This window comes from Pelovirga terrestris (assembly GCF_014773365.1).
GTDB classification, from domain to species: domain Bacteria; phylum Desulfobacterota; class Desulfuromonadia; order Desulfuromonadales; family Geopsychrobacteraceae; genus Pelovirga; species Pelovirga terrestris.
Window position 1 is genome coordinate 79,680 of the sequence record NZ_JACWUN010000008.1, and the last position, 19,419, is coordinate 99,098.

The 19,419-nt window shown below is 53.5% G+C and carries 15 protein-coding genes; 6 read left to right on the top strand and 9 right to left on the bottom strand.

Translation table 11 applies throughout. From position 1 onward, the window contains the following. The first annotated feature begins 109 nt into the window (after positions 1–109). Positions 110–775, top strand: coding sequence for a PAQR family membrane homeostasis protein TrhA (gene trhA / locus ICT70_RS08450; protein ID WP_191155501.1), 666 nt, complete (start codon positions 110–112; stop codon positions 773–775). Positions 776–1,091: 316 nt separating this feature from the next. Here trhA and ICT70_RS08455 read toward each other — a convergent pair whose 3' ends face one another. The 6 genes from ICT70_RS08455 to ICT70_RS08480 form a co-directional block, all read right to left on the bottom strand. After that, positions 1,092–2,381 (bottom strand): MFS transporter, encoded by a 1,290-nt coding sequence (locus ICT70_RS08455; protein WP_191155503.1) that lies wholly within the window; start codon positions 2,379–2,381, stop codon positions 1,092–1,094. Positions 2,382–2,494: 113 nt separating this feature from the next. After that, positions 2,495–3,196: an ABC transporter ATP-binding protein gene (locus tag ICT70_RS08460; protein ID WP_191155505.1), complete on the bottom strand. Its 702-nt coding sequence runs from the start codon at positions 3,194–3,196 to the stop codon at positions 2,495–2,497. Beyond that, on the bottom strand, positions 3,190–3,945 hold the full coding sequence (locus tag ICT70_RS08465) for an ABC transporter ATP-binding protein (RefSeq protein ID WP_191155507.1): 756 nt from the start codon (positions 3,943–3,945) through the stop codon (positions 3,190–3,192). Before ICT70_RS08465 ends, ICT70_RS08460 begins: the two co-directional genes overlap by 7 nt. Continuing rightward, positions 3,938–4,930, bottom strand: a complete 993-nt coding sequence (locus ICT70_RS08470) for a branched-chain amino acid ABC transporter permease (RefSeq protein ID WP_224746921.1) — start codon at positions 4,928–4,930, stop codon at positions 3,938–3,940. The genes ICT70_RS08465 and ICT70_RS08470 overlap by 8 nt, the downstream gene beginning before the upstream one ends. Positions 4,931–4,967: 37 nt before the next feature. Then, positions 4,968–5,882, bottom strand: coding sequence for a branched-chain amino acid ABC transporter permease (locus tag ICT70_RS08475; RefSeq protein WP_191155509.1), 915 nt, complete (start codon positions 5,880–5,882; stop codon positions 4,968–4,970). Between the two features lie 26 nt (positions 5,883–5,908). After that, on the bottom strand, positions 5,909–7,081 hold the full coding sequence (locus ICT70_RS08480) for an ABC transporter substrate-binding protein (RefSeq protein WP_191155511.1): 1,173 nt from the start codon (positions 7,079–7,081) through the stop codon (positions 5,909–5,911). Positions 7,082–7,729: 648 nt separating this feature from the next. On the opposite strand from ICT70_RS08480, the gene ICT70_RS08485 reads away from it, so the two are divergent. From ICT70_RS08485 to glnA, 3 genes are all read left to right on the top strand, one after another. Further along, complete coding sequence (locus tag ICT70_RS08485) at positions 7,730–9,424, top strand: L-lactate permease (RefSeq protein WP_191155513.1); 1,695 nt, start codon at positions 7,730–7,732, stop codon at positions 9,422–9,424. A 253-nt stretch (positions 9,425–9,677) separates the two neighbouring features. After that, on the top strand, positions 9,678–11,240 hold the full coding sequence (locus tag ICT70_RS08490) for a bifunctional aminoglycoside phosphotransferase/ATP-binding protein (protein WP_191155515.1): 1,563 nt from the start codon (positions 9,678–9,680) through the stop codon (positions 11,238–11,240). A 166-nt stretch (positions 11,241–11,406) separates the two neighbouring features. After that, positions 11,407–12,735, top strand: coding sequence for a type I glutamate--ammonia ligase (gene glnA / locus ICT70_RS08495; RefSeq protein WP_191155517.1), 1,329 nt, complete (start codon positions 11,407–11,409; stop codon positions 12,733–12,735). A 405-nt stretch (positions 12,736–13,140) separates the two neighbouring features. Here glnA and ICT70_RS08500 read toward each other — a convergent pair whose 3' ends face one another. From ICT70_RS08500 to ICT70_RS08510, 3 genes are all read right to left on the bottom strand, one after another. After that, the gene (locus ICT70_RS08500; protein ID WP_191155519.1) at positions 13,141–13,341 is read right to left on the bottom strand and encodes a hypothetical protein; all 201 of its coding nucleotides are present in this window, start codon (positions 13,339–13,341) and stop codon (positions 13,141–13,143) included. A 56-nt stretch (positions 13,342–13,397) separates the two neighbouring features. Then, positions 13,398–15,569, bottom strand: coding sequence for an L-lactate dehydrogenase (quinone) large subunit LdhH (gene ldhH / locus ICT70_RS08505; RefSeq protein WP_191155521.1), 2,172 nt, complete (start codon positions 15,567–15,569; stop codon positions 13,398–13,400). 164 nt (positions 15,570–15,733) lie between these two features. Beyond that, on the bottom strand, positions 15,734–16,297 hold the full coding sequence (locus tag ICT70_RS08510) for a LutC/YkgG family protein (RefSeq protein WP_191155524.1): 564 nt from the start codon (positions 16,295–16,297) through the stop codon (positions 15,734–15,736). A gap of 425 nt (positions 16,298–16,722) precedes the next feature. On the opposite strand from ICT70_RS08510, the gene ICT70_RS08515 reads away from it, so the two are divergent. Then, complete coding sequence (locus ICT70_RS08515) at positions 16,723–18,114, top strand: FAD-binding oxidoreductase (RefSeq protein ID WP_191155526.1); 1,392 nt, start codon at positions 16,723–16,725, stop codon at positions 18,112–18,114. Positions 18,115–18,117: 3 nt separating this feature from the next. Then, positions 18,118–19,419, top strand: a complete 1,302-nt coding sequence (locus ICT70_RS08520) for a (Fe-S)-binding protein (protein WP_191155528.1) — start codon at positions 18,118–18,120, stop codon at positions 19,417–19,419.

Sequence of the window (19,419 nt, forward strand, 5' to 3'; positions counted from 1 at the left end):
CTCCCACCAACGTAATACTTTTGTAAAACAACAACTTCAGACACTGATTGACCTTTATGTCAATGCTATACTTCCGTCTTAGGCATAATCGCAGATACGGGAGCAATGAATGAGTGAGCTATTATCAAACACGAAAAGATACAGCCTCGCAGAAGAGCTTGCCAATAGCATAACCCATGGGATTGGAGCGTTGCTGTCCATCGCTGGGCTGGTGGTTCTGGTTCGTCTTGCCGTCAGCCGTGGCGATGTGTGGCATATCGTCAGCAGCAGTATTTTTGGTGCCACTCTGATCTTGCTCTATCTATCTTCCACCCTCTATCACTCGATCACCGCCCCCCGCGCAAAAGAGGTGCTGCGCCGGTTCGACCACATCGCCATCTATCTGCTGATCGCCGGCACCTACACCCCCTTCTTGCTGGTTAGCCTGCGTGGCCCCTGGGGCTGGTCAGTATTTGCTCTGGTCTGGGGGATTGCTCTGACCGGGATTCTGCTTAAGGTGTCACCGTTGGGACAAAAGCGTGGGTTGTCCCTGACCCTTTACCTTGTCCTGGGCTGGAGCATTCTGATCGTGCTCAAACCGCTGCTGGGCTACCTTGAACCTGCCGGCATCCGCCTGCTGGTCGCCGGCGGGTTAGCCTATACCGGCGGCGTAATTTTTTATGGCTGGAAACGCTTGCCCTATAACCACGCCATCTGGCACCTGTTTGTCCTGGCCGGCAGCTGCTTGCACTTTTTTGCGATACTCTTCTATGTGATTCCGCCAAACGCCACCTGAACAGTCGGTTAGAACTGTTCTTTATCGAAATCGAAATCGCTATCGGGATCAAAATCGTTCTTGCCCTTGCCGTAAACCGCCTGATCCTCTCGGCGGGATCGGGGGACGTAATAGGTATTATGTCCCCCGATTAGAGAACTGTTCTTTATCGAAATCGAAATCGCTATCGGGATCAAAATCGTTCTTGCCCTTGCCGTAAACCGCCTGATCCTCTCGGCGGGATCGGGGGACGTAATAGGTATTATGTCCCCCGATTAACCGATCAACCCGATAGCGATCCCGATTTCGATTTCGATTTCGATTTTTCACCTCGCAGCTATAACTCTTCGGTCGACATGTCACATCTGGTTTCTGTAACCGGAATTAAGGCCAACACAGACAATAAGACACAACTAAAAAGCCAGAGAAAAGCAAAAAAATAGGCATCAGCACTGTAACTTGGCGTCCCACCCAACAGGGTACCATCCCAGTGACGATCAAGGACAAAACCCAGTAACGGCTGCAACAATGCCGCAAAGCCCAAAATGGACATATTGACGACCCCTCCCACCGTGCCGGCAACGGCAGGATGATTTGCTTCACGTGCAAAAGCAAATCCGACAATCAACCCGCCGGAGGCAAAACCCATAGCCGCGAAGAGTGGATAAAGCAATGGTTGAGGGATATCAGCAAACAGAAACAGTCCCCAAAGCAGGGCTGCACTGACATTGGCCGCAAGATAGGGCAATTTACGGCGTCTGAAGCGATCCGAGATAGCTCCCAAGGACGGCCCGCCAATGGCCCACGCCAGCAGCATGGTGGAGGTCAGCCCGGCGGCCTGAGAACGTTCCATCCCATAGATCTGGGTCAGATAAGGGACACCCCAGAGTCCGGCAAAGACGAGCAGGGGCGCAGCGGAAAGACCACCGGCAAAAAACAGCAGCCAAGTATCCCGCTGTTTCACAACCCTCTGCAATGACTCTCGAGCAGATAGTTTTTTCCCATCCAGCTGGGCCGCGTAGGCAAATGAGGCATAACCCCGTTCGCTAGGATCATCACGCACAACGACCCAGATCAGCATGGCACCGACAAGGGTCACAAATCCGCTGACAACCATGGAGGAACGCCAGCCGAACAGGGCAATAGCTTCGGATAAGGGAATCCCGGCCAGAATACCGCCCAGATTACCCATGAGCAGAGCAACGCCGGTGATGGTGGCAAACCGATTGGTAGGAAACCAGTGGCCGGCCAGCTTCATACAGGCGACGAAGGCCACCGCCACCGAGGCACCGATCATGAAACGTCCCAGATACGCCAGCCACAGGTAAGGCGACAGGGCAAAAGCAAAGATACCAAGAGACGCTATCAACGCAGCGTAAGTACTCAAACGACGGGGACCGATGGCATCAGCGAGCATCCCGCTGGGGATCTGCATGGCAGCATAGGCATAAAAATAAGCGGCAGACAGATTGCCCAGAACCGCCGCACCGATCTGAAAATCGGCCATTAATTCATCAACCATGACAGCCGGGGCGACCCGTTGGAAAAAACCGACAAGATAAAGATGAGCAACCAATCCCCACATGATCCAACCCAACAGCGGGGAGGCATAACGTTTTGATGTCACAAAAACTCCTCCACCTCGGGGGACAGCTGTTTTACCGCCCCGATCCGGTGCTGAACTGATACAGATTGCGTTGATATGTTCCAGATGATCCTGAGTTTCCAACAACCCGATTATCAGACCCCCAGGTAACGGGCCTTCAACTTCTCATTGGCAGCGATTGCGGCGGTTTCCCCTGACCAGACCACCTGCCCTTTCTCCATGATGTAGTGTCGGTCGGCCAGTTTCATCAGGGCATCCAGATTTTTGTCGATCACCAGGATCGCCTGACCGCGTCCTTTAAGCACGCTCAACCCGTGCCAGATTTCCTTACGTACCAGGGGCGCCAGCCCTTCGGTTGCTTCATCCAGGATCATCAGTTTGGGATTGGTCATCAGGGCGCGGACAACCGCAAGCATCTGTTGCTCACCGCCGGACAGCTGATCGCCATAATGATTGAGGCGTTCGGCCAGACGGGGAAATATCTCAAGCACCTCCTCAACGGTGTAGGGTTCTTTGCGACCACCACGATTAGCGGCAGCGACCAGAATGTTTTCACGCACCGTGAGGTTGGGGAAGATCTGGCGGCCTTCCGGAACCAGCCCGATGCCAAGCCGGGCAATGGCGTAACTGGGCAACGGGTGGATGTCGATATTGTTGAAGCTCATCCGGCCACTGCTGACCGGAGTTATCCCCATAATCGATTTGACCGTGGTGCTTTTACCCATACCATTGCGACCGAGCAGGGTGACCACCTCACCATCACCGATCTGCAGGCTGACGCCGAACAGAGCCTGACTACTGCCGTAAAAGGTTTCAATCCCCTCGACCTTCAGCATGGTTCTTCTTCTCCCAGGTAGGCCTCGCGCACAGCCGCGCTGGAGCGGATTTCATCAGCCGTCCCGGTGACGACAATCTCACCGTACACCAGCACGGTAATCCGGTCAGCAAGACTGAAAATCGCCTCAACATCGTGTTCTACCAAAACAATCGTCATCTGCTGTTTTAAACCGGCGATCAGTTTGCCTAACTCTACGCTGCCCCCGGGGCCCATTCCAGCCATCGGTTCATCAAGAAACAAAACCCGTGGGTTGCATGCCAGCGCCATCCCCACTTCCAGCTGTTTTTTCTCACCATGAGACAGAGCAGCAGCCCGGTCGCGGGCACGGTGTTCAAGCCCAACACGCTCCAGCGCCGGCTCCAGTTCACGCCGCAATTGAGGATCACTGACCGCCTTTTTCCAAAAGCGAAAACTATGGCCACTGTGGGCCTGAATTGCCAGGAGCAGGTTCTCCTCGACGCTGAGTTGCGGAAAAATCGAGGTAATCTGGTAGGAGCGTGCCAGTCCCAGGTGGGCACGGTGATAAAGCGGGACCCGGGTGATGTCCCGGTTATCGAGAAAAATCTGACCGGCATCCGGCTTTAGATCGCCGGACAACAGGTTCAACAGGGTGGTTTTACCTGCGCCATTCGGGCCGATCAGGGCATGAGTCTCCCCCGTGCAGATCTCCAGCGACAGATTGTGACAGGCCCTGACCGCACCAAAATGTTTGCGCAGGCCAACGATCTTCAGTAAAGGGTCAGACATTGTTACGCTCCCGACCGGTCAAGATGCCGTAAATGCCATGGCGGGCAAAGAGGGCAACCAGAATCAACGCCGGACCCAGATAGAGCATCCAGTGTTCGGTGTAAATCGCCAGCACTTCTTCCAGAATCAGAAACGTCGCGGCCCCGAGAACCGGCCCGAACAGAGTGCCGCTGCCCCCCAGCAGCACCATGACCAGAATCACTCCGGAGTGGGTCCAGTGCATCAATCCCGGGCTGACATACTCGGTGTGGTTGGCGATCAGTGCCCCCGCCAGTCCGGCGGCCGCCCCGGCGATCACAAAACAGGCCAATTTGTAACGAAAAGTCGGGAAACCCAGGGCCTGCATCCGTTTTTCATTGTCCCGGCTGCCCCGAATCACCATGCCGAAACGGGACGACACCAGGCGATAAGCGATCAGCAGAAAGATTCCGAGCACAGCGAGGCAAAGATAGTAGAAATGGGTATCATCGCTCAGATCCAGACCAGGGAAGCGGTTGCGCGCAAACAGGCTGAGACCGTCATCCCCACCGTAGGCTTCCAGGGAAACGAAAAAGAAGAACAGCATCTGGGCAAAAGCCAGGGTGATCATGATGAAGTGCATACCGCTGGTGCGCAGGCTCAAGGCACCGATGATAGCTGCCAGAAGTGCCGAAACCAGAATCGCCAGAGGCCACAGTACCAACGCCCCATCCAGTCCGGGCAGAACAAAAGGCCAGGAAAGGACAGGAGATCCATCGAAGCTGTGATGGGTAAAAATCGCTACCACATAGGCTCCGATCCCGAAAAATGCCGCATGACCCAGGCTCACCATACCACCAAACCCGAGCATCAGATCGAGACTGACCGCCACCAGTGCGTAAATCAGGATGCGGCTTGCCAGCGAAATCAGATACTCTTCACCCAGCCATCCGAGCAATGTTGGCAACAGCAACAACAGCAGGGTGGCGGAAATCAACAGGAGCATTTTTCGGGTCGGTCTGAACATGTCGAATCTTTCGAGTTGGGGGGTCGGGCAGAACCTGTCAGGAGTGCGCCGGCAACAGTCCACGCGGGCGCCAGATCAGAATCGCGGCCATGAGAAGGTAAATCAACATGGAAGCAATCGAGGCGGCAGCGCCATCAGCCGTTGCGGCCGGGAACACCAGGCGAAAAAACAGCGGTAAAAACGCTCGCCCGAGGGTATCAACCATACCAACCAGCAGGGCTCCGACAAAAGCGCCGCGCACCGAACCGATGCCACCAATAACGATGACGACAAAAGTGAGAATCAAAATACTCTCCCCCATCCCCGCTTCAACCGCAAGGATCGGTCCGGCCATCACCCCGGCCAGTCCGGCCAGCAGGGTGCCAAGGCCGAACACCAGGGTGTAGAGGCGCTTGATATTGATCCCCAGAGCAGCCGCCATCTCACGGTTGCTGGCACCGGCGCGAATCTGCATGCCGATGCGGGTATAGGCGAACATCAGATAGAGGAACAAGGCGACCAGCAGCCCGACCCCGATCACGGCAAGGCGATAAGTCGGATAGGGAATGCCGGGGATCAGTTCAATGCTGCCTGACAACCAGGCCGGGACATCCATGAACAGGGGCTGGCGCCCCCAGATAATCCGGGTCAATTCGTTGAAAAACATGATCAAGCCGAAGGTTGCCAACACCTGATCAACATGCTCCTTGTGGTACAGCCGACGTAACATACTCATTTCGACCAGCATACCGATCAGCGCGGTAACCGGCAGGGCGACCGCCAGCCCGAGCAGAAAAGAACCGGTATAGGCGGTAACCGTCGCCGCGACATAAGCGCCGATCATGTAAAAGGAACCATGGGCCAGGTTGATCACCTGCATGATGCCGAAGATCAGGGTCAGACCGGCGGAGAGCAGAAACAGGGTGACGCCTAGCTGCAGGCCGTTGAGCAATTGTTCAAAAACTAAAAGCATAAATTCGCCAGAATCAGATTATTCCTTCATTCACCCATTGCGCATTCGCCAACATAGGCATTGCTGTGTTCAGTGAAGACAGCTTTGAGGGTCTTGTTGGTGAAAATTCCGGCTTCATCCTGCACCACTTCACGGATATAGAGGTTTTGAATCGGGTGCTGGTTGCTAGAAAATGTGAAATTCCCGCGCACCGATTCAAAGTCAGCCGCCCGCAATGCCGTACGCAATGCCGTCAATTGCGCGACATCACCGTTGACGCTTTTCAGGGCACTAGCGATCAGGCGCGCGGCATCATAGCCCTGACTGGCATAGAGTGTCGGAGTGCGCCCGTACGTTTCACGGAACGCGGCAACAAACTGACGATTGGCGGGATTGTCGAGGTCATGGGTCCATTGGGAGCCGTTTTTTACCCCCAATGCTGCCGAACCGACGGCTTGCAACAGCCGTTCATCAAAAGAAAAAGCCGGTCCAAAGACCGGAATTGTCCGGTTAAGGCCGGACTGGTCAAACTGCTTAAGGAAGTTGATCCCCATGCCGCCCGGCAGAAAAAAGAACAGCGCATCCGGGTTGCCGGCGCGCATGGTCGCAATCTCGGCCGCATAGTCGGACTGGTCGAGCTTGGTGTAGACCTCACCGGCAATCTGTCCCTGATAGTAGCGCTTAAATCCGGCAATGTGATCTTTACCGGCAGGATAATTGGGAGCCAGCAGGTAAACGTTGGTAAAACCGGCTTCGTTGACATATTGACCGACCACTTCATCCAGATTGTCGTTCTGATAAGCGACGTTGAAATAATTGGGATCACACCCCTTGCCGGCCAGCAGAGATGGCCCGGCATTAGGGCTGATATAGATGACGTCGCTGCTGACCACCCTGGGTACCACGGCAATCGCCACGTTGGAGAAGATGATTCCGGTCATGATCTTGACCTTGTCGCGCTTGATAAAACGATCGGCGATCTGCCTGGCCTTGCCCGGGTCAGCGCCATCGTCTTCTACCACCAACTCAACCGGAATACCGCCTAACTTGCCACCTCCCTGGGCCAGGGCCAAGCGGAAACCATCACGAACCTCTTCCCCGAGATAACCGGCCTTGGTGGAAAGGGTGGTCACCATGCCGATTTTGACCGGGTCAAGGGACCAGGCGGTAGCCGGTATTATAATGACGATACAAAACAGGGCCAAAAAAATCTTTTTCATTTTTATCTCCTTGGCAAAAAGAATTTGAACGCAATCGAATAAGACGGTTTCAAGTTCAGTGTCCACCATTGGAACTGGTAAAAACCAATAGTTATTCTGCAGAGGACTAGAACAACATTTTTTTCCATCCTGGAAAGGGCAGGGGAAAATACCACAGGTGGTCAAATTTTACGACAAAAAGCCAAGGGGAGACAGGCACTGAATCACACCAGAAGCCAATCATGACTGTTTTTGTTGTTTTAATCGGTCCAGGTATTTGCTTTACAAATCTTATCATCCTTATGACAAAAAATTATCGATATACAAAAATTGTATTTACATGGACAACAATCATGACATATAAGAGGTCATACCTCTTTGCCAAACATGGTGTTTTATATATTTTGCCAAGAGCTTTTATCTTATACCGGTAAGAACACTATTATAGAGGAATCTCGACCCGGCCTTGATGGCGCGCAAGGAGTCCAGAAGGAGTCCAGATCATCAGCGCCCATCCATTGACGGAATTCCTTAATTTACATAGTGCCCATTCGGGAACTGTGTTTTTTTTCATAATGGACCTAGCTGAATAAACGCAAGAGTCGGCACCATCGCAGGACAATACGACCGCAGGTAGCACAATAAATCTTTTTCGCAAGGGGTTATTTTATGTCACCAGGGATCCAAGCATTACTCGCAGCTACACCTATTATTATCGCAGCCGTGCTGCTGGTTGGCCTGCAATGGCCGGCTCGGCGAGCTATGCCCATTGTTTATCTTTCAGCAGCAGGCATTGCTCTGTTCTTCTGGGAGATGAGCCTGAACCGTGTGCTCGCCTCAACCTTCCAGGGCATCATTGTTACCGCCGCAGTACTCTGGATTATTTTTGGAGCGATCATGCTGCTCAATACCCTTCAGAATTCCGGTGCTATTTCAACTATCCGGGCGGGGTTCACCAACATCAGTCCAGATCGACGGATTCAGGTTCTTATTCTGGCGTGGCTTTTCGGCTGTTTTATCGAAGGTGCCTCCGGCTTCGGCACGCCGGCTGCCATCGCCGCGCCATTGCTGGTCGCCATCGGTTTTCCCGCCCTCGGCGCTATCATGGTGGGCATGATGATTCAATCAACGCCGGTTTCTTTCGGCGCCGTTGGAACCCCTATTATCATCGGTGTCACCAATGGACTGGATCATATCGCGATTGGCAATCAGCTCACCGCCAGCGGATCAAGCTGGGAAGTGTTTCTGCAGATAATCACCTCTGAAGTAGCCATTGGCCATGCCATCGTCGGAACCCTGATGCCGTTGCTGATGGTCATGATGCTCACCCGTTTTTTCGGCAAAAACAAGAGCTGGAAAGAGGGACTTGAGATGACGCCTTTCGCCCTCTTTACCGGCCTGGCCTTTGCTGTCCCCTACGCCCTTACCGGAATCTTTCTTGGACCGGAATTTCCTTCTATCGTCGGTGCCTTGGTCGGCATGGCCATTGTTGTGCCGGCCGCCAAAAAAGGCTTCCTCGCGCCCAAAACCGTTTGGGACTTTGCGCCACAAGAAGAATGGCCAAAAGCCTGGTTTGGTACCATCGTTCCCAAGAAGCCCAGCCTTGATGAGCGCAAAATCTCCCTGGCCATGGCCTGGACCCCGTATCTGCTGGTTGCCCTGATTCTCGTCGCCAGCCGGGTCTTCCCTGCTCTCAAGTCAGCATTACTTAGTGTCTCATTCGGCTGGTCAAATATTCTTGGCGAAACAGGTGTCAGCGGCAGCATTCAACCGCTCTATCTTCCCGGTGGAATTTTACTGTTCGTCTGTATATTGACCCTGTTTCTCCACAAAATGAAATTCTCTCAATTCACCGAAGCGGCCAGCTCGGCCGGTAAAACCCTTATTGGTGCCGGATTCGTTTTGATTTTTACCATCCCGATGGTGCGTATTCTGATCAACTCCGGGGTTAACGGTGCCGATCTGGCATCCATGCCGGTCGCCATGGCTGACTTTGTTGCTGTGACCTTCGGTTCCGTCTACCCGTTACTTGCTCCAACCGTTGGTGGCCTGGGGGCGTTTATCGCCGGATCGAATACCGTCAGCAACATGATGCTCAGCCAATTCCAGCTTGAAGTGGCTAATGCCCTGAGTGTTTCCGGTGCCGTCATGATTGCTCTGCAGGCAATGGGCGCAGCAGCCGGCAACATGGTCGCTATTCATAATGTGGTTGCTGCCTCGGCAACCGTCGGGCTCCTCGGGCAGGAAGGCAGAACAATTCGCATGACAATTATTCCAACGGTCTTCTATGTACTTGCTACTGGAATTCTGGGCCTTGTGGCCATCTATGTGTTTGGTCTGACCGATCCCCTGATGGGACTGTAATTCAGCCGGACAGCTCATCACTGTCGAGCTACAACACTGTTAACACTCCAATCAGAGGGCACAATTGATTTTGTGCCCTCTGATTCTGATTCCAACCCTTAAAGTGTGCCGGTCGCAAACTGTTCTTTTTTTACTTTGGTTACCCAGCCACACGGCGGGTAGAAAAATCCTTGCCAAACCTTCCCCATCGGCTAGACTTCACGTTACGAAAACCTTTTTTTCACCATTGACAAATCGCCCCTAAGGCATCGTCATGGAGAAGCACCGTCAACTTGTCAAGCACATGCTTAAACCTTGCTTCTTCGGGTCTTCGAACCCTGCCGCCGAGCTGATCGAAACCCACGCCTCATGGATTTTTTTAAGTGGTGATTACGCCTACAAAATGAAGAAGCCGGTCAATTTTGGCTTTCTCGACTTCTCCAGCCCTGCCAAGCGCCACTTTTTCTGTACTGAAGAACTGCGCCTCAATCGTCGCGTTGCCCCGGAACTGTATCTAGCAGTTATTCCGGTCGGTGGCTCCATCAACCAACCGCGGCTGAACCGGGAACCGGCACTGGCCTATCTGGTCAAAATGCGCCGTTTCCCTCAGGAAAACCAGCTCGACCGGATGCTGGCGGCAGGAACGTTGGATGTTGCCGTATTCATCGGGTTTGCTGAAAAAATTGCTCACGTTCACTCGCTGGCCCCTCAGGCTGATCGGCATAAACGCTTCGGAACTCCGGAGAGCATCATCGAGCCGGTGCGCCAGAATTTCGCGCAGATCAAATCGTCACGGCCAGACAATGTATCGCTTCAATCAATCAGCACCATTGAAGAGTGGAGCGAATCAACCTTCGTAACGCATCAGCCTGTCCTGCTCAGACGCCGTGAAGAGGGTTTTATTCGCGAATGCCATGGTGATATGCACCTGGCTAATATGGCCTGGTTTCAGGGCCGACCGCTGCTGTTTGACTGCATTGAATTTAACGAGAACTTGCGCTGGATCGACACCATCAACGACATCGCTTTTCTGGTGATGGACCTTGATGCTCGGGGTCAACATCTGTATGCCTGGGCCTTCCTCAATACCTACCTGCGCCACACTGGTGACTATGCCGGCCTGAAAGTGTTACACTTTTATCAGACTTATCGCGCCATGGTCAGAGCCAAGGTCCTTGGTTTGCGTTTAGGTCAACCAAATATGTCAGACCGGGAACGCCGCACCGACCTTGAGCAGCTTGATAACTATCTGACTCTTGCAGAAAACTATACCCAACCAACAACACCCCGGCTGATCATCACCCACGGACTATCAGGGTCCGGGAAAACAACTTTCGTCAATGAACTGGCCCCCCATATCGGAGCCATCTGCATCCATTCGGATCTGGAACGCAAGCGTCTTTATCACCTTGAGGCGACCCAGTCCGGTAACTCGGGGAGAGGAAAAGGAATCTACAGCACAACAGCAAATAATAAAACCTACGACCACCTCAACCAACTGGCTACCATCATTATTGATAGCGGGTTCAGTGTTATCGTTGACGCGACCTTTATCAGACACGCTGATCGTCGGCAGATCGCACAACTCGCGACCAGCCGGCAATATCCTCTTAACATTCTTGATTTTCAGTTGCACGAAGGAGTGTTACGCAGGCGGATTAAACAACGCCTAAAGCAGGGAGGCAGCCTGTCTGACGCAGATGAAAAGGTGCTGGCATGTCAGCTCACCAGCGCAGAACCGCTGACCGCAGCGGAACAGGATATCAGTATCGTTATTGATGAGCAGACGGACGTGAAATCGGTTGGTAAACAAGTTGAGGGAGGCTTGAACTGTTAGAAGTAATGCATCTCAGAGATCCAGTCCAAGCCCATAGCTACTGCTTGAAAGCCAACAAAGAGTCCCTTTATCGGAATGAGATAATCAAGTAGAATGAGCGCTGCATGACCCATTCTGCCCACCTCCATTCATTTTTCAGCCACCCAAACCACGCAGGAGAGTGCTTATGACCCGTAGTGAGATCATGGAAGCCATCAAGGAACACAATGTCAATTTTTTTCGTCTGCAATTTGTCGACATCTTCGGCTTCATGAAGAACGTCTCTTTACCGATCAGCCAGATCAACAAGGCCCTGGATGGAATGATGATGTTCGATGGGTCATCGATTGACGGTTTTGTCCGGATCAATGAGTCGGACATGTATCTGAAACCCGACTATAACACCTTTGTTGTCCTGCCGTGGCGCAACAAGGACGGCGTTAATGCCGCTCGGATTATCTGCGATGTCTACAAGGCGGATGGGACCCCTTTTATCGGCTGCCCGCGGGTTAACTTGAAGAGGGTTCTGGCTGAAGCCAAAGATCTCGGCTACACCATGAATGTCGGCACTGAGTGTGAGTTTTTTCTGTTTCAAAAGGACGAAAACAGGATTCTCTCAACCCGCACCAATGATGTGGCGGGCTACTTTGATGTCGATCCCGATGATACCGGCATCAATTGTCGCCGTGAAATTATCGACACCCTCGAAGCCATGGGGTTTGAGGTTGAAGCCTCTCATCACGAAGTCGCTGAGGGACAACATGAAATCAACTTCAAATATTCCGATGCCCTGACCGCCGCCGATAACACCCTCACCTTCAAATGGGTAGTGCGCTCAATCGCTGCCCAGCATGGCTTTCACGCGACCTTCATGCCCAAACCGGTCTACGGCATCAACGGCTCGGGGATGCATACCAACCAGTCACTGTTCAACCTGGATGGCACCAACGCTTTTTTTGACGAAAACGGCCCCTTAAAACTCAGCACCACGGCCTACCACTACATCGCCGGTATCTTAAAGCATGCACGCAGCTTTACCGCCGTCACCAACCCGTTGGTCAATTCCTACAAACGTCTGGTTCCCGGCTATGAAGCCCCGGTTTATGTCGCCTGGTCCGGCTCCAACCGCTCGGCCCTGGTGCGCATCCCCTCATCCCGCGGTTTAAGTACCCGGACCGAAGTACGCAGCCCCGATCCGTCCTGCAACCCCTATCTGGCCCTGGCAATGATGCTCAAATCCGGGCTGGATGGAGTTGTCAACAAGCTTGCGGCACCGGAGCCGGTCAATGTCGATATCTACCACATGACCCAACCGGAGATGGATGCTGCCGGGGTGATCTGTCTGCCCGCCAACCTGCATGAAGCGATAGAAGCACTCAAGAGCAACCCCCTATCAAAAGAGGCCCTGGGTGATCATATTTACACTAAATATATCGCAGGAAAAGAAAAAGAATGGGACGACTGGCGGACCGCCGTTACCGATTGGGAAATCAACACCTACATGAAAAACTTCTGACCGCCATATACAAAGCAAGCGACAAAGCCATCGCAAAAACCCTTCATGGTGATGGCTAAGCAAAAAACGCTAAATGCAAGGCGCGCAAATGTTGAGCAATGAGACGTACTTATGTACGTCGAAGCAGCGAGACAATTGCAGCAACGCAGCAGTTAGCGAGTTTTTGCGACGCCATCAAAAAAATGCCCCGTCAGGGAGGAGATCCTGACGGGACCAAGCACGTGGGAGAGAGAGTCTCACGGCAACAAACGAATTTTTTTGGTTTTTATTTTTAACCGGCAGAGGCCGGACACCATCTGAACCAATAATGAGCTGGTAAGACCATTTAATATAGTAACCACCCCGCTGCTGTCAATAAAATTCTTGACCGGGTTAATTGTTTTCCTTTTTTCTACCTTGAGCTGGTTACTCGTGCCAGGGCCCTGGGGCACAAAGGGCCCCTGCTTCGTTGGCCTTGCTGCCACAATTACCACAGACAAAACGCGGCTCCACCGCCAGGCGCTCAATCTCATCGTAACGCCCGGCAGCCTTCATTTCACAGATATGGTGCTGGTGATTTTCCGGATTACGACATAAATTGTCAACAACGGGTAGACGTCCGCTCATATTGCATTCTCCATCACGTGTTCTCCAATGGCCCTGAACAGGCTGGAAACCGACTGCTACTGCCGCCCTGTTATGGCCTCAGCCAACAGCTCCATGGTGTGGGCACAACGTACTGTCGAATCGGCCTTGCCCATACTTCCACCAACCATAATCATACAACCGGGACAGTCCATGGCAACGGTTTTAACCCCGGTGGCCATGATACTCTCAACCTTATCGCCGGCAATCTGGCGGGAGATCTGCGGGTGGCTCAAAAACGAATAGGTTCCACCGAAGCCACAGCAGCGATCGCTGTTTTTCATCTCCTCAAGCTGGTAGCCGCTCGCCTGCAACAGGGTGCGCGGTTCCTGCCAGACATCGTTACCTCGCTTTAAATGGCATGAGTCGTGATAGGTAACGCGGGCAGCCGATGTTGCCGTGAGCAGATCGGAAGCCTTGAGGACATTCTCCAGAAAGGCAGCGGCATCCATGGTTTTTTCCGACAAACTGACAGCACGCTGCGACCAGATCGGGTCATCGACCAGCCGCTCAACGAAATCGCGTTTCACCCCCATGGTGCAGGTCGGGCAGACACACAAGACGTAGTCGACATCAGCCTCATAAAAAGCTTTGACGTTCTGCTTAGCCAGCTCAACCCCGGTTTCCGTATCCCCGGCGTAAAGCGCTGGGATACCACAGCAGTTCTGGGCGTTCGGAAAAACCACCTCGACGCCCAGATGGTTGAGAACCTTGACCAGACTAACACCGACCTCGGGATAGACAAAATCGGCCCCGCACCCGACAAAAAAGCCGACCCGATAGCGCGGCTGATCAATCTTCTGATCAATGTCGGCAAAAAGATCGCGGAACGACCTGGGTGCCACCGCCGGCAGATCGCGCCACTGGGTCAGATCCTTGTCCATAAAATGCATCGGCAAATGGCGGATCACCCGGGTGGCAGGCTGCCCTTCTTTTTGCTGGGTCACCGGTTTCTGTAATTTGGATGCGGCCTTGACCATATTATGGAACAGGGCGCGATTGCGCATCACCGCCTTGAAGGTGATGTTTTTCACCAGCCCCATGCCGTATTCGTTGGTCACCTGCTGACGCAGATGAAGAATAATCTCTTCCAGGTCAATATTGGCCGGGCAGACGGCGGTACAGGAGCGGCAGCCGATACAGGCGCGGGTGATCTCTTTGGCCTTATCCAACCCTTCATAAAAAGCGGTGAGGATGATCCCGATGGCAGAAATATAGATGCTGCCGAAAACATGACCACCGACGGTCTGATACACCGGGCAGACATTGGCACAGGCACCACACTGGATACAGCGCAGGGCATCACGACACACTGGTGATTCGTAGAGTGCCTCACGGCCGCCATCGATCAGCACAATGTGTTGTTCTTTATCATTGCCGGGAGTCGGCACCGCGCCACGAATCCAGGTCACATAGGATGTCAACAACTGACCGGTAGCATTACGCGGCAGCAGTCGGGTGATCTTGACGGCATCCTCAATATTACGGACGAGTTTGTGGATACCGGCAAATACCACATGAACCTTCGGCAGGGTGGCACACAGGCGCGCATTGCCTTCGTTGGTGACCAGGCCGATGCCGCCGGTTTCAGCCACCAGAAAGTTGGCTCCGGTCAGACCAATATCAGCAGCAAAATAGTCTTTGCGCAGCTGCTTTCGAGCGGCATTAACCAGGGTTCTGATATCTGCTTCGAGGGGTTCGCCAATTTCTTTACTGAACAGCTCGGCGACCTCCTCCTTGAACATATGAATGGCGGGCATCACCAGGTGGGAGGGGCGCTGACCGGCAAGTTGAACAATCCACTCACCCAGATCAGTTTCAGCGGCACGCACCCCGGCGGCTGCCAATGCTTTGTTAAGATGCGCTTCCTCCGATACCATCGACTTGGATTTTGCTATCAATCCGGCGTTCTTCTGTTTGGCCAGATTCACCACATAGTCATTGGCCTCGCGGGTGTCTTTGGCGACGAAGACTTTAGAGCCCGCCGCTTCAGCGTTAGCGATAAATTGGGCAAGCAACTCCTTGCGCCGCTCCCTGACATCATCTTTAATCGCCGCCAGCTCGGTTCGCAGCTGATCAAAGTCGAGCCCACGAAAGGCATTTTCCCGGGCAATCAGATAGGCATCACCAAACAGGTGTAACGCCTCGCTGAGCTTTGGCTTAGCCAGGGCATTCTCAACGCTTTTTTTAAAATCGGCGGTAGCGGCCATGTTTTTCTCCTCAGCGATCGTAGTCAGATCAGTCAGATCTCTTGCTGTATCACATCAACAACGTCGGGAGCAATAAATTGCCCCCACCCCCTTCGTCCGTCTCGGTGGCACCAATATCACTCTTGTGGGGGCGCGATTTATCGCACCCGATGGTTATCTGTCGCCTATATCTCCAGCAGATCATCAGATACGTCAGGGACAAGCAAAATATGGAGTTGACGGGGCCCATGGCAGCCGATGGTCAGCACCCGTTCTATATCTGCGGTACGACTTGGACCGGTAATGTACGCGACAAAACGTGGTTCAGAACCTTCATACAGCCTGTTCATAGGGTCTACGGCAGCCAGATTATCGGGGAGAATTTTAGTCGGATCGAGAAGGACAAAATGAACTTCGGGGATGGTGGTTGCCAGACGGATATCTTCACTGGTGCTGTCGAGGACAACCGTACCGGTGTCGGCCATGGCAAAATTGCAGAAGGTAACACCGGCACCAGGCAGTTGACCAGCGTCTCGAAAGCTGCCCGCATGAACTTCCACGCCAGCCGCTTCAAGTAACGACCACAACTGGAACTTGTCCGTCAGTGCCGTTTGGGGGACCAGGGTTTTACCGACCGCAGTGCGCGCAATAAAGTCAGCTGCATCCTCCAACGTCCCATAGTGCGCAACTGTTGCACCGACCCGCTCGGCACTTTCTGTGAACCTTTTAACCTGGTCTTTTCCTACCATAGCACTATCTCCCTGCAGATCGATCAATCCGCCAACTGTACCCAACATAAATGAAACAGCAAGAGCTAAACCACGAGACTGGTATGACCATTTCTATGTTATAACTTATCTGCCATTATTTCCATAATTATTTCCATCCTAAAGCCACCGATGCGACCTGCTTACAAGAATGTACCGTTACCACACAACACTAAGCGTTAAAGGGCCTGATGAAACCGCTATGGTTTTCTGATATCCCCACGGACAGCACCCGCTATCAGAGAACCTGGCTATTTAAACCCGCTTGACAATATACCAGCATGCACACTATTGTATGGTATTACCATCTAACCATCTTACCACCCATCGGTGGACATTAACAATAAAAACAAAAAAGCCACAGCAACCGGTTTGTTCTTCCACCCATCAGACAAGACGAGGGACCAATGATCAATCAAAGCGCTATGCAACAACTTGAACAGGCTCTTGGAAAAGAAAAACTGGTAACCGCCAAGGAGGATCTGCTCGTTCTTGGCTACGATTCAACTCCGGGACTCCATAGCCTGCCGGATGTGGTTGTCTATCCGACCAGCACCGAGGACGTCGTCAAGATTGTCGACGTAGCCCGCGACCACAACCTGCCGTTGACACCGCGTGGCAGCGCAACCGGCCTCTCCGGGGGGAGCATCCCGGTGCATGGCGGCATCGTCATCTGCCTGAACAAGATGAACCGGATTCTGGAGATTGACGAGGAAAACCTCACCGCCACCTGCGAACCGGGGGTTGTGACCCTTGATCTGTTCAATGCGGTGGCAGAAAAAGGGCTGTTTTATCCGCCCGATCCCGGCTCGCAGAAAATTTCTACCCTGGCCGGCAATGTCATGGAAGATGCCGGTGGTCTGCGCGGTCTGAAATATGGTGTGACCCGCGATTATGTCATGGCTCTGACCTGTGTTCTTGCCGACGGCAGCCTGATTTCCACCGGCGGCAAAAGCGTCAAGGATGTGGCCGGGTACGCCTTCAAGGATCTGCTGGTTGGGTCGGAAGGCACCCTGGGCATCATCACCCAGATCACCGTCAAGCTCATCCCACCACCGCAGACCAAACAGACCTTTCTAGCCTACTTCGATAATATCCGTACCGCCGGCGAAGCTGTTTCAAAGATCATCGCCGCCAAAATCATCCCCTCCACCATGGAGATCATGGACAAGGCCACCATCAATTGCGTTGAGGATTATGTCGGTATCGGCCTGCCACGGCAGATGGCGGCCCTGCTGTTGATTGAAGTTGATGGTCATCCTGCGGTAGTTGCCGAAGAAGCTGATGCATTAAAAGCGATTCTCGAAGAGGTCAAAGCGGCGGAAGTGCATCAGGCCAAAGATGCGCAGGATGCCATGAAACTGGCTGAGGCCCGCCGTACTGCCCTGTCGGCTCTGGCCCGCGTATCACCCACCACCCTGCTGGAAGATGCCACGGTACCGCGTTCGAAACTGGCGGACACCTTTACCCTGATTGAGCAACTGACCGAAAAATACCAGCTCACGGTCGGCACCTTCGGTCATGCCGGCGACGGCAACCTGCATCCGACCGTACTTTGTGACGAGCGCAATGAAGACGAAATGAAACGCGCCCATGCTTTCTATGATGAACTCTACGAGCAGGTCCTGGCCTGGGGTGGCACCGTCTCGGGTGAACACGGCATCGGCATTGCTAAAAAAGGGTACCTCGCCAAACAGATCGGCCCCGGCGGAGTGGCCGTCATGCGCCGGATCAAATCGGCCTTCGATCCGCAGGGGATCATGAATCCCGGCAAAATTTTCATTAGCGAACAGGAGTAACGCATGAGCGATCAGCAGCCACTGGGTAACTTCACCTCCAAGGATGCCCCTGACTACGAAGATGTACTGCAATGTATGCGCTGTGGATTCTGCCTGCCCACCTGCCCGACCTTTGCCTTGACCGGACGTGAACGTTCGAGTCCCCGCGGCCGTGTTGCACTGGCCCGAGCGGTGGCCGAGGGGAAGCTCGATTTTAATCAGGCGATGAAGGATGAGGCTTTTTTCTGTCTCGACTGCCGCGCCTGCACCACCGCCTGTCCATCCGGGGTTAAAGCCGGGGAGGTGATGGAAGTCTGCCGTGCCCAGGTCCATCAGCAACTAAAGGCACCGAAATGGCAGGGAACCTTACGCAACCTGGTATTGAAAAAAATGGTGCCGAATCCTGGCCTGATGGAAACTTCGATGCTGCCGGCCCGCCTCTACCAGAAACTCGGTATTCAGTGGCTGGTGCGCAACAGCAAGATCCTCAAGCTGGGGCCGGTCTGGATCGACAAGGCCGAGGGCATGCTGCCGGAGCTTCACGCCCCGCTAAGGCCCCAGTTGCCGGATCTCAGCCCGGCCAAAGGAGAGAAGCGAGGCACCGTCGCCTTTTTTCTCGGCTGCGTGATGACCCTGCTCTATCCGGAAGTTTCACGCCAGACGGTCAAGGTGCTCAATCATCAGGGGTTTGATGTGATCACCCCCAAAGAACAAAAATGCTGCGGCGCCCCGCATCTGACCGAAGGTGATCGGGAAACAACCCGTGAGATTGCCGCCTTTAACCTGGATCTGTTTCTTGATCTGGAGGTCGATGCCATCGTGACTGATTGTGCCGGCTGTGGGGCAGCACTGAAGGAATACGAAGAGATTCTGGCCGAGCGTGAAGACCACGATCGTCTCCACCTCTTCCGTCAGAAGATCAAGGATATCAGTGAATTCTTATGTGAACAGGGGATACGGACCGAGGGGCTTAAACCGGTTGACAAGAGCGTTACCTATCATGAGCCTTGTCACTTGTGTCATGCTCAAGGAATCAGCAAACAGCCGCGGGCATTGATTCAAGCTATTCCAGGAGTCGATTTCCGAGAGATGAAAGAGGCCTCCTGGTGCTGTGGTTCAGCAGCTACCTTCAGCCTCAAGTTTACTGATGAGAGCCAGAAGATTCTCGATCGCAAACTGGAGAACGTCAGAAAAACCGGCGCCGAGGTCCTGGTAACCGGCAATCCCGGCTGTCACCTGCAGCTCGCCTGGGGATTACAGCAAGCCCAGATGCCGCAACCGGTGCTTCACATTACTGAATTGCTGGGGCTGGCGACACCGGACTAG